The organism is Corallococcus sp. AB038B (assembly GCF_003668955.1).
Taxonomy (GTDB): Bacteria; Myxococcota; Myxococcia; order Myxococcales; family Myxococcaceae; genus Corallococcus; species Corallococcus exiguus.
Map to the genome: position 1 here is coordinate 642,398 of NZ_RAWO01000001.1, position 11,361 is coordinate 653,758.

Here is an 11,361-nt window from a genome sequence, read left to right on the forward strand (position 1 = left end):
GTCGCTCCGCTCTTCGGGGCGGGGGGGGGGGAACCTTACGGGGCCACGTGGTGGGCAGCTCCACGGCGATCTCGCTCCGCTCTTCGGGGCGGAGCGTGGGTTGAAACCTCGGCGTCCTTCGCAGTCTGCCAGCAGCGCGAATGTCGCTCCGCTCTTCGGAGCGGAGCGTGGGTTGAAACTCGTTGACGACCTCGGAGGTGCTCACGTGGATGGCGGTCGCTCCGCTCTTCGGGGCGGAGCGTGGGTTGAAACTTGTTCAAGCTCCCCTTGCACTCGGGGTACTTCGGTCGCTTCGCTCTTCGGGGCGGAGCGTGGGTTGAAACCTCGCGGCGACGCGCTTCGGTGAGACAGCAGCGGTCGCTCCGCTCTTCGGGGCGGAGCGTAGGTTGAAACTTGAACAGGCCCCACGCGGCATAGCCCAGGCCGTCGCTCCACTCTTCGGGGCGGAGCGTGGGTTGAAACCGGTATAGGTACTGAATGGCGGCCCAGGCGTCCGCGTGTCGCTCCGCTCTTCTGGGCGGAGCGTGGGTTGAAACTTTGAGGGCAGCGTGATTCGGGCGGACGGTGGACAGTCGCTCCGCTCTTCGGGGCGGAGCGTGGGTTAAAACTTCTCCACCTTGTCGTTGCTCACGTCTCCTCTTCTTGTCGCTCCGCTCTTCGGGGCGGAGCGTGGGTTGAAACGCCATCGAGCGGGTCTCGCACACGAAGCGCATCCTGGCCGCTCCGCTCTTCGGGGCGGAGCGTGGGTTGAAACCGCCAAACACCCGGGGGGAACTTCGGTTTGCGAGTCGCTCCGCTCTTCGGAGCGGAGCGTGGGTTGAAACTTGAGTGACGAGTAAAAGCAGCAGCAGGCGGCGGTCGCTCCGCTCTTCGGGGCAGAGCGTGGGTTGAAACGCTGTCTACACGCTTCCCATCCTGGATATCTACCGTCACTCCGCTCTTCGGGGCGGAGCGTGGGTTGAAGCATGTCGAGGTCGCTCAGGCCCGCCATCATCTCCGTCGCTCCGCTCTTCGGGGCGGAGCGTGGGTTGAAACTCCAGGATGGTCCACATCATGTCGTTGGGCCAGAGTCGTCGCTCCGCTCCTGGGGGCGGAGCGTGGGTTGAAACCTGTCGGTGATGCGGTGGCATGGGTTGCGCCTGTTGGTCGCTCCGCGCTTCGGGGCGGAGCGTGGGTTGAAACCCTTTTAAGGAGCCGTACACGACAGAGTTGGTGGCGGTTGCTCCGCCCTTCGGACGGGACGTCTTTGAAACCTGTCCGACTGTCGGACAAGTTGGCCCAGTCCGGACCCTGCCCGCACCGCGCCATCAACACCGTCGTCACTTGAACCGGCAAGGTTGATTGACGGTGGGCTTCTCCGCGAGCTGCACGACCATCAGCGTCACGGGGCCGGGGGTGACGTTCCCGGAGAGATGGCCCTTGCGACCCTGTGCGTCCGGCCGTGTGTTCAGGTCTTCGCCCAGGGACACCTGACCTGGCCCCAGCTCCACGCGCGTGCCGTCCATTGCCTCGACGAACCATGTTCCGGAGAGGGGGATGATCCACTGGACCTTCGGGTCCTCATGCCAGGACCCCTTCCAGTCGTTGGGTTGGACCGTGAAGATGACCTGGGACTCGCCAGGGGGCTGGTGTGACTGCCACTGCGGATCGGCGGGCGGAGACATGCTCTTCAGGTCGAAGCTCCGCACGGGACACAGGGTCATGTGGCTGACCCCATGTTCATCCGTCCAGTTGTGCCAGTAGCTGAAGACAGGCGCTTGTCCTGGAGCCGTGGCTGAGGAGTCTCGGTCCCAGGCGCCTCCGCCCAGTCCCAGCACGGCCACCAGGGCCGCCCTCCACACAAACCGTAAACGCATGGCCTTGCTCCTCACTTCTTCATCCGTGTGGCATCCACCGGAGCCGTTGTCTCCAGGGGTGCGCGCATCAACAGATAGGGCGGTTCGCGCAGGTCCTTGCCGCCATTGAACGACGGCAGCCGGTTCCACTGCCCGAGCGTCACGTAGACATGTCCCGCCGTGGCGAAGATGCCGTCAGGCCAGACAATGCGCGCATCCCGCGCCACCACGTCGAAGTGGCCATCTGGCCAGCGGCGCAGGATGGAGTGGTGCTCGCCATCGGTGATGTACAGCCGGTCTTGCGTGTCCATGGCCAGGCCATCCGCGAAGCCCTTCTCTCCCTCGTCCTTCACCGCCGCCGCCAACGTGCGCTCCGGCACGTCGAGGTCCGACACCACGTCCGTCGGAATGCTGTAGAGCCGTCGGCTCGTCAGCGGCGCGTAATACAGACGGCGTGAGTCCGTGCTCAGCGCGATGCCGTCCGCTCCGCCCACTGGGAAGGTCGGGTGCTTCGGGTCGTAGCGCAGCGGCTTTCCCTCCAGCAGCGCCAGGAAGTCCTGCTCCGGCTGGGTGGATGGATGCGTGGCCAGCACCCGGCGCTGCCGCCCCGTGGCCAGGTCCACCACCACGAGCGCGGGCGACGTGCCGAACGAGGAATCGCTGATGTACGCCGTGCCCTTCGCGCCGTGGGTCAGGTCCACCCGCAGGTCGTTGAGGTGACTGTCGGGCAGCAGCGCGGGCGCGCGGATCACCACGCTGGCGATGACCTCGCGAGTCGCCGGGTTGAAGCCCACGACCTTGGCCCCGCCATCCGGGATGCCCTGGATGCCCGCGCGCTTGCCGTCGTCGATCACCCACACGTTGCCTTTTGTATCGGTGGTCATCCCGTGCACGGACAGCAGGCGCTGCGCGGCGGGCGCGTTCGACGGCAGGCTCATGGCCGCGGTGGGGAAGGGCACCAGCGTGCCTTGCACCAGCTCCGCCAGCGTCGCGCCCTTGTGGTCCTCCGCGTGCCTCGGGAAGCCCACGAACACCCGCCCGTCCGGAGTGACGGCGATGCCGGATGGGCCCGGCCCATCGAAGCGCGCCACCACCTCCAGCGTGCCGGTGGGGCGCGTGGAGAAGTCCACCGCGTCCTCCGCCCACGCGGTGAGCGACGCGAGCGCCAATGCGAGCACTCCCACCTTGTGATGGAACCTCATGGCCTGCTCCCCCTACAGCTCGACGTACACGTTCGGATCGCCGCCCAGCCGGTGGCCCCGGTCCAACGCCGCGAGCGCGGCCAGGTCGTCCGCATCCAGCCGGAAGTCGAAGGCCTCCAGGTTCTCCTTCATGCGCTGGGGATTCTGCGACTTGGTTCCCCACTGGCGACACACCGGTCTCTTCGACCAGCCGGCGAATGTGCTCCGGCTCGAAGTTGGACACGCCGACCGAACGCACCCGGCCCTCGTCCTTCAGTCGCAGGAGCGCGCGCCATGAATCCACGTAGAGGTTCCTCGCTGGCAGTGGCCAGTGGATGAGGTACAGGTCCACTCTCTCCAATCCCAACCGGCGAGCGCTCGCATCGAAGGCCCGGAGTGTCGCGTCGTAGCCATGGTCCGCTCCGGCCAGCTTTGTCGTGACGAAGACCTCGGAGCGGGGAACGCCGGACGACCGCAGCCCTCGGCCCACCGCCTCCTCGTTGTCGTATCGCGCCGCCGTGTCGATGAGCCGGTAGCCCGTCCGCAGTGCTGTCTCCACCGCCACCGCCGCCTCGTCGCCCGTGAGCGGCCAGGTGCCGAAGCCCATGGGAGGAAGCGAGGTCCCGTCATTCAACCTGCGCGGGGCTTGCGTGCTCATGGTGTCTCCTTGCGAGGAGGGTGGGCACCCTTCATCCTAACAACACCCGGCCCATCACCCGCGACCGGCTGCCCGGCCTCAGGGCTGCCGCGCCATCCGCCTGGCGGAAACCTGTCCGACTGTCGGACAGCTTGGGACGGCGCCGGGGGAACCCACGGCGGATCATTCAGTCACTTCTTGAGCTGCAGCCGCTCCATTGCCCGCCGCACTCGCGCTTCCTTCTCCTGCTTCTTCCTCAGCTTCTGCCGGACCTTGCCTTCGAACGCGAGCTGCTCCGACAGCGCGTGCAGTTCCTGCCGTGACAGGACCGGGCACTTCCAGTCCAGGTCCCGCATGCGCTGCAGGAACGCATCCGGAAGCGCTACGCCGTAGCGCAGGACGTAGTACGAAAGGTCGGCCCGCCAGTGCCAGACGCCATCCGTGTGCGTACGTGCGGGCGCGATGTTCTTCTCCCCTGTGAACCAGTCCGCGAACGGCCAACTGCTGACGGCGAAGACGACGCCCGTCGCGAGATAGCGACCGATCCGACTGCGCTCCGCCTCCGGAATCTTCCCGCGTGCTTCCACGATGGAAGGCCCCTCGTCGGATCCCGAGCCGAGCTCACGGAAGTCCCCTGCGAACTGAAGCGGCATCCCTCTTTCCTACCAGGGAGGAGGCGCGTGCGCTCGCACTGTAGGGTGCATCCATGACCATCAATCGCAATGGGCCCACTGTTGCAACTACGGGACGCTTACCGCGGCGCAGAATGCCGTGGCCCGCGACCGTTGGGACAACATCCGCGACGGATTCAGAGGCCGCTGGGCCGAGCGCTTCGGTGCATGGCCCACCGATGCCAACGGGAAGCCCTACCAGGGGCACCACATCCGGGACCTGAGTCATGGTGGCAATCCCACGGACTGGGACAACATCATCCCGTTCCCCAAGGACATCCATCAGACGCTGAACGGGCTCTATGCCCAGTGCTACGCGAACCAGCCCCCGTGGACCGGCGTGGGCTCGAGCTACCCCTATGGCGAGTAACCCCATGTCGATGAGTGCCCTGCTCGAAGAGGTCTCGCGCCTCCACCACGCACGCCCTCCCGCGACGCCCGCGCGGATCGATGCCTTCGAGCAACGCGTCGGATGGCGCTTGGACCCGGACCTCCGCGCCTTCTACCTGCACTGCGACGGCGCGGACCTGTTCGACCGCGTCGACCCCGCGTTCTCCTTCCCCCCGCTATCCGAACTCCGCCGCGCTCGGATCGTCATGAGTCAGGACGACACGGACCGGTCAGGGCCCGCGTCCTGGTACGCCCTCTGCGAGGTCCGCGACGGGAACTACGTCCTGCTCGACGTGAGCCAGCAGCACGACGGCCGCTATCCCCTGCGCGACGGCTTCCGCGAAGGCTTCCCGGATCCATCCCGGTGCCCCCGGATCGCCAGCTCCTTTTCCGAGTTCCTGGCGGGCGCGCTCCGCTCCAACGGACGCTGGTTCTGGCTGAAGAAGCGGATGCAGGACGGGTGACGGACCCCGCGTCCCCACCGCACGCAACCGCGTCCCGCCAGAAGCCCGGAAACCCCCGCCATCCTCGCAGGACACTTCATCCCAGGCCGATTTGTCGGCCTCCCAACACCGTCGGATCCGTACGTTCCTCACGCGCTACAGGGCCTTCCAGGCTCCCACTGCCATCCGCGCAATCGCGGCTTACTTCGAGACTGAACGAGATGTTTTCCAGCGTGGATGTTCGTGTCGCTGCGCACTGGAAACCCGCACGACGTGCTGTCATCTTGAAGGGACTTTCGCGGCGCGGCAGGACGGTTGAAGGGAATGCAGGGCGGAAGTTGCCCAAGGTCTTGCGGACCGAACGTATTGGGATGTGCTGGACGGAAAACTGTTCCGTCCCGGGGCTGTAAAAACTCCCCGCAACCGAGGGGTGTCTGTCGATGAGCTGGGACCCAGGCCGCATCCGAGTGTCGCAAAAGCGAAGCGGATCAACCGGTTGGCGCGCCCGTCCGCGCGAGCCGGAAAATCCCGGTTCCTGGCACACCGCTCGCATCGGCCGCTGACGCTGTCCTTACCCCCGCATCGCCTTCCGCTGGTTACCGGTCCCTCGTGCTCGCCCCGTCGCCTCTCATCTGCTCTTGCGGTCAGCCCCACTCGGACGCGGAGGCGTGTCCCACGCTGATGCGCGGGCTGGACCTCAACGGCGGCACGATTCTCTACGCCGGCACGCCGCCGCCAGGACCCGCGGCGGCGCTGCCCGCCTCTCCGCCCACGCCCATGTCGTCTCCCACGCCCGTGGTGCCTTCCCTCGTGGGCCAGGAGTTCGGCCGCTTCCGCGTCGTGCGCGAGCTGGGCCGCGGCGGCATGGGCACCGTGTTCCTCGCGGAGCACACGCTCATCCAGAAGCGCGTGGCCATCAAGGTGCTCCACGCGCACCTGGCCCAGGCCCCGGAGCTCGTCGCGCGCTTCCTCTCCGAAGCCCGCACGCTCACGCTCGTGCAGCACGAGAACGTCGTCACCCTCTACGACCTGGACTCGCGCGAAGGGCGCCCGTACCTGGTCATGGAGTACCTGGAGGGCGACAGCCTGGCCAACTTCGCCCGCGGCCCCATGGCCGCGGCGCTGGTGGTGGACCTGATGATGCAGGTGTGTGACGCCCTGGGCGCCGCGCACGCGCACGGCATCGTCCACCGCGACCTGAAGCCCGCCAACGTCTTCCTCGTCCCCAGCCCCAGCGGCAAGCAGCGGGTGAAGCTGCTCGACTTCGGCATCGCCAAGCTCCTGTCCCGCCCCGCCGGGGAGATGACCACTGAAGTGGGCGTCCTCCTGGGCACGCCGGAGTTCATGGCCCCCGAGCAGTGCGGCGACGGCATCGTGGACGCGCGCAGCGACCTCTACGCTGCTGGCGTGCTCGCGTACCTGCTGCTCACCGGCCAGGTGCCCTTCTACGGCCGCACCGCCGCCGAAATCCTGGTGGGCCACCTGCAGAAGGAGCCCGTCCCGCCGCACGAACTGAACCCCGCCGTGCCGGAGGCCCTGTCGCGGGTGCTCCTGCGCGCGCTGGCCAAGCGGCCCGAACACCGCTTCGCCTCCGCCGCGGAGCTGAGAGCGGCCCTGGAGGCATCGCTCGCGCCGCCGCCCGCGCCCTCCGCACCGCCGCTCACCGCGTTGCTGCGCGGCCAGGGCACGCAGGCCCCCGTGGAGCTCAAGGGCGAGTGGGTGGGCCGCTCCGGCCTCTTCTTCCAGCTGGCCACCCCGCCGCCCGCGCTCCTGTCGGAGGTCTCGCTGGTGCTGCGGCTGCCCGGCGGCGAGCTGCCGTGCACCGCGCAGGTGGTGCGCCACGTCACCGCCGAGCAGGCCCAGTCGTGGAACATGTCCCCGGGCTTCGGCGTGCAGCTGCGCGACGCCAGCCCCGCCTTCCAGGCCCAGCTGGCCCAGCTTCGCAACGCCACCCGCGCCACGTCCGCGCAGGCCGCCGCCACCGCCGCCATCCCCACGCCCGAGGACGCGCAAGCAGAGACCGTCCTCCAGGGGTTCCGCCGGCGGCTCGCCGGGGACCCGTACGCCGTGCTGGAGCTGCCGCGCGACGCCACGCTGGAGTCCGTGCGCACCGCGGCCCAGCGCGCTCGCGGGGCGCTGGAGCTGCTCAAGGCCCGCCCGCTGTCGGACGGCCAGCGCGCCCAGGTGGACCGCGCGATGGATCGCGTGTCCGGAGCGCTCCACACGCTGGGCCACGTGGAGCGGCGCGTGGAGTACGACGCCACGCTCGGCAACGTGGAGGGCATCGAGCGGTGCCTCGCCGCGGGCCTCACCGCCACCATGCTGGAGCAGTGCCGCCGCCGCTTCCTCGCGGGCAACACCGGCCGCGAGGGCCGCGCCGCCGTCCACCGCCTGTCCGGAGACGCGCTCGCGTCCGTGGGCCGGTTGGAGGAGGCGCTCGCCGCCTATGAGCTGGCGGTCCGCGCGGACCCGCTGGACCTGGAGGGGCTCAAGCGCTGGCGCTTCCTCCGGGCCCGGGTGCGGGGCTCGGCCGCTCCCCGGTAGGGGAGCCGGGCTCGCATCCACCCCGGGGGCGTCTTGCGTATGGGAGAGGAGTCTTCGTTAATCCTCTGCTCTCCCATGGCTTCCGAACCCGACGACAAGCTGCCGCCCCAGGGGCGCTTCAACCGCCTGCGCAAGCTGGCGGGCCTCTCCATGCACGTGGGCACGGAGGTGCTCAAGACGGGCGCGAAGAAGCTCACCGGGACAAACCCCTCGGAGCTGCTCAGCCTGGGCACCGCGGAGAAGCTGGTGGCCACGCTGGGGGAGATGAAGGGCGCGGCCATGAAGCTGGGCCAGGCCCTCTCCATGGACCCGGACCTGCTCACGCCAGAAGTGCGGCAGATGATGGCCCGGCTGCAGAACCAGGCCCCCGCCATGTCCTACGCACAGGTGTCGCGCGTGGTGCAGGAGGAGCTGGGCGCGCCGCCGGAGGCGCTGTTCAAGGAGTTCTCCCCGGACGCGCTCGCCGCCGCGTCGCTGGGCCAGGTGCACCGCGCGGTGCTGCACGACGGCCGCCCCGTCGCCGTGAAGGTGCAGTACCCGGGCATCGACGTGTCCATGGGCCACGACATGGACAACCTGGGCCTCATCGTGAAGACGGTGTCCAAGACGTCGCGGATGATGGATGGCACCGCCTACTTCCAGGAGCTCCGCGACGAACTCATGCTGGAGCTGGACTACCGCCGCGAGGCGAAGCTCGCCCAGAGCTTCGCGAAGAGCGTGGCGCGGCTGCCGGACCTGTACGTGCCCCAGGTCATCGAGGAGCGCAGCGCCCACCGCGTGCTCACGCTGGAGCTGCTGGAGGGCCAGACGCTCAAGGACTGGGTGACGACGTCGCCGGATGACGCCGAGCGCTTCCGCGTCGCGCGCCAGCTCATCCGCGCCACCTACGGGCCCTTCCTGGACGCGGGCGAAATCCACGCCGACCCGCACCCCGGCAACTTCATGGTGATGCCGGACGGACGCATGGGCCTGTTGGACTTCGGCTCCATCAAGCGCTTCAGCCCGGGCTTCGTCACGGCCAACCGCCGCATGTTCCAGCAGGCGCTGCGGCTGGAGACGCTGGACGTGCTGGGCCTGTGCCGCGAGGTGGGCTTCTCCGTGGAGCTGCCGGAGGCGGAGGCGGAGTTGCTCCTGCGCGAGGTGCTCCACATCGCCGGGCGGCCCATGCGCAGCTCGCCGTATGACTACGGCACCTGCGACATCAACCGCGACATGCGCAACCACTTCACGCGCAACGCCGCGCGCATCATGCGCATCCGGCCGCCCCCGGAGGCGATGATGTTCTTCCGGGCCACCGGGGGGCTGGCGCAGAACCTGCGCCTCGTGGGCGCGCAGGGCGACTTCCGGCAGGTGTTCCTGGAGGTCGGCGCGCTCGTGGGCGAATGAGCCCCGTTGTAGCGGGCCTCAGGTGCCGGCGGCGACGCGCGGGCGCTTGTGCAGCCGCTCCAGCTTGCGCGCCAGGTCCGCGCCCTGCGTGCTCTTGGACAGGTAGCCGTCCGCGCCCGCCGCCAGCGCCAGCGCGCGCAGCTTCGACTCGTCGGAGGCGGAGTAGAGGACGAAGCGGGTGTTCTCCGGCGCCTGCTGCCGGGCCAGCGCCAGCACCTTGTCGCCGCTCAGCGCGGGGATGTTCACGTCCAGGAGCACCAGGTCCGGCGCCGTGGTGCGCACCAGGTTGGAGACCCCCAGGGACGAGCGGTGGGTGCGGACCTCGAAGTTGTACGAGGACAACGAGCGTTCGGTCAGCGCGAGCTGGTCCGGGTCATCGTCCACGATGAGGACGCGAATCTTGATCTCCGACATGGTGGCTCCCCCTGGAACCGACAGTTGGGTGCCCTGGTCGGCAGGATGCCGCCCCAAGGATGACAGTGACCCGGGCACTTCCCGAGTATGACCCACCCCTCTCCTTCCTGGCCAGCCTCCCTGGAATTTTCTGGAAACTTCCGATTGGAACCACACGCCTCGTCCTGGCGGGTGGGCAGCCCTGGAGGGCGTTCCTAGCTTTGAAGGGTGTGCGCGCCACGGGGCATGTAGGTGGCCTCCCACCAGGAAGGACCTGATGACATCCCAACGGAAGGCAGGCCGGACGGACCCGCGGGGGCACGCCCTGGAGGCCCGGGCGGCGGCCCGGCGGCAGGAGGCCACGGCGGCCCGGGCGCAGGCGGAGGCCTATGGCGTCCTCTCCCTGGCCTGCGTGCAGCGGGCCCAGGCGCTGAAGGTCGTCTCACTGGCGGATCAGGCCGTGGCGAGGCTGGGGGGCAACGACTCCGAGCGGACGTGGGCCGTGGGGGACGGTCAGCGAGCCCGGGTCCACGTGGGCCTGATGGAGCGCGAGGCCTCCGTCCACGCGGCCCAGGCCCGCCGGGCGGAAGCCGAGGCCGCGAGAGCGGACGCCGAGGCGGCGGTGTCCGCGCAGAAGGCCCACCTGGCGCCGCTCGTGATGTCCACGGGGCGCGCCCCTCCGGAGGACCCAGGCTGACCCCCTGCCAGGCGGCGGTGCTGTGCCTCCCCGGGCCCGTCCGCACGGGGTTCCAGGCCTGCCTAGCTTGAAACGGACGCGGCGAGGTCTGTTCGCGCTTCCGGATTGGGGGATGGGAACTTGCAACGCCACGACATCATCGTCATCGGCGCCTCCATGGGCGGGGTGGAGGCCCTGACCCAACTGGTGCGGCGACTGCCTGGGGACCTGGCCGCCAGCGTGCTGCTGGTGCTCCACGTGCCGGCCCAGCACCGCAGCTACCTGCCGGAGATCCTCTCCCGCGCCGGTCCGTTGCCGGCCCACCATCCCCGGGACGGAGAGGCCTTGGCGCCGGGCCGCATCTACGTGGCGCCCAATGACAGACATCTGCTGGTGGAGCCGGACCGCGTGAAGGTGGTGAAGGGGCCCAGGGAGAACGGGCACCGGCCGGCGGTGGATCCGCTGTTCCGCTCGGCCGCGCTCACGTACGGCCCGCGCGTGGTGGGCGTGGTGCTGACCGGCGCGCTGGACTGCGGTACCAGCGGCCTGATGGCGGTGAAGCGGGAGGGCGGGCTGGCGGTGGTGCAGGAGCCGCGCGACGCGCTCTGCCCGGACATGCCCCGGAGCGCGCTGGAGCTCGTGGCGGTGGATTACTGCGTGCCCCTGGCGGAGATGGGGGCGCTGCTGACGCGGCTGGTGGACACGCCCGTGGCTCCGCGCTCGCGCAAGCGGTCGCGGCAGGTGGAGACGGAGGTGAAGGTGATGTCGGTGGACCTTCCCGCCATGGGCGACCCTCCCTCTCCGGTGGAGTACGCGAAGCCGTCCTATTACGGCTGCCCGGACTGCGGCGGCGTGCTCTTCGAGCTGGAGGAGGGCAGCCTGCTGCGCTTCCGCTGCCGCACGGGCCACGCGTACACGGGGGAGGCGCTGTCCGGCTCGCAGCAGAACCAACTGGACGGCGCGCTGTGGGCCGCGCTGCGCGCGCTGGAGGAGAGCGCGTCCCTGTCGCGCCGGCTGGCCGCCCGGGCCCGGGAGCGTGGCCATGACCATTCCGCGCGGCGCTTCGAGGAGCGCGCCCACACGGCGGAGTCCCAGGTGGAGCTGCTGCGCCGGGCGGTGCTCGCGGCGCCCCCGTCCGGCGCGGCATCCGTGGAGCCTCCGGTGCTCGGGGGCTCCGACGAGTCGGAGCAGACGGGCTGAGGCCC

Annotated in this window: 10 protein-coding genes, 1 pseudogene and 1 CRISPR repeat array; of the genes and pseudogenes, 6 read left to right on the top strand and 5 right to left on the bottom strand. The window is 69.4% G+C overall.

What is annotated here, in order from left to right; translation table 11 throughout:
* A CRISPR array of direct repeats spans window positions 1-1,255; the repeat unit is 37 nt; unit sequence GTCGCTCCGCTCTTCGGGGCGGAGCGTGGGTTGAAAC.
* A gap of 64 nt (window positions 1,256-1,319) precedes the next feature.
* The 4 genes and pseudogenes from D7Y04_RS02745 to D7Y04_RS02760 all read right to left on the bottom strand — a co-directional run bounded on the left by D7Y04_RS02745 (window position 1,320) and on the right by D7Y04_RS02760 (window position 4,306).
* Window positions 1,320-1,703 (bottom strand): hypothetical protein, encoded by a 384-nt coding sequence (locus D7Y04_RS02745; protein ID WP_199749603.1) that lies wholly within the window; start codon window positions 1,701-1,703, stop codon window positions 1,320-1,322.
* 164 nt (window positions 1,704-1,867) lie between these two features.
* Window positions 1,868-3,037 (bottom strand): L-dopachrome tautomerase-related protein, encoded by a 1,170-nt coding sequence (locus D7Y04_RS02750; protein WP_120593888.1) that lies wholly within the window; start codon window positions 3,035-3,037, stop codon window positions 1,868-1,870.
* Between the two features lie 145 nt (window positions 3,038-3,182).
* Window positions 3,183-3,674 (bottom strand): annotated as a pseudogene (locus tag D7Y04_RS46685) (aldo/keto reductase); the annotation flags it as partial.
* 170 nt (window positions 3,675-3,844) lie between these two features.
* A complete protein-coding gene (locus D7Y04_RS02760) occupies window positions 3,845-4,306 on the bottom strand; it encodes a hypothetical protein (RefSeq protein ID WP_121758220.1) in 462 nt (153 codons plus the stop codon).
* A 118-nt stretch (window positions 4,307-4,424) separates the two neighbouring features.
* On the opposite strand from D7Y04_RS02760, the gene D7Y04_RS02765 reads away from it, so the two are divergent.
* The 4 genes from D7Y04_RS02765 (at window position 4,425) to D7Y04_RS02780 (ending at window position 9,087) form a co-directional block, all read left to right on the top strand.
* Window positions 4,425-4,694, top strand: a complete 270-nt coding sequence (locus D7Y04_RS02765; protein WP_121758221.1) for a hypothetical protein — start codon at window positions 4,425-4,427, stop codon at window positions 4,692-4,694.
* Between the two features lie 4 nt (window positions 4,695-4,698).
* The gene (locus D7Y04_RS02770; RefSeq protein ID WP_121758222.1) at window positions 4,699-5,178 is read left to right on the top strand and encodes an SMI1/KNR4 family protein; all 480 of its coding nucleotides are present in this window, start codon (window positions 4,699-4,701) and stop codon (window positions 5,176-5,178) included.
* Window positions 5,179-5,838: 660 nt separating this feature from the next.
* Entirely contained in the window at window positions 5,839-7,701 is a 1,863-nt protein-coding gene (locus D7Y04_RS02775; protein ID WP_217277540.1) for a serine/threonine-protein kinase, read from the top strand.
* A 75-nt stretch (window positions 7,702-7,776) separates the two neighbouring features.
* Window positions 7,777-9,087 carry an AarF/ABC1/UbiB kinase family protein gene (locus tag D7Y04_RS02780; RefSeq protein ID WP_121758223.1) on the top strand — a complete coding sequence of 437 codons (1,311 nt, stop codon included), beginning with the start codon at window positions 7,777-7,779 and terminating at the stop codon, window positions 9,085-9,087.
* Between the two features lie 18 nt (window positions 9,088-9,105).
* On the opposite strand, the gene D7Y04_RS02785 is transcribed toward D7Y04_RS02780, so the two are convergent.
* Window positions 9,106-9,501, bottom strand: a complete 396-nt coding sequence (locus D7Y04_RS02785) for a response regulator (RefSeq protein ID WP_120593894.1) — start codon at window positions 9,499-9,501, stop codon at window positions 9,106-9,108.
* Window positions 9,502-9,757: 256 nt separating this feature from the next.
* On the opposite strand from D7Y04_RS02785, the gene D7Y04_RS02790 reads away from it, so the two are divergent.
* A complete protein-coding gene (locus D7Y04_RS02790) occupies window positions 9,758-10,177 on the top strand; it encodes a hypothetical protein (protein WP_120593895.1) in 420 nt (139 codons plus the stop codon).
* Window positions 10,178-10,297: 120 nt separating this feature from the next.
* Window positions 10,298-11,356 carry a chemotaxis protein CheB gene (locus D7Y04_RS02795; protein WP_120593925.1) on the top strand — a complete coding sequence of 353 codons (1,059 nt, stop codon included), beginning with the start codon at window positions 10,298-10,300 and terminating at the stop codon, window positions 11,354-11,356.
* The last annotated feature ends 5 nt before the right edge of the window (window positions 11,357-11,361 follow it).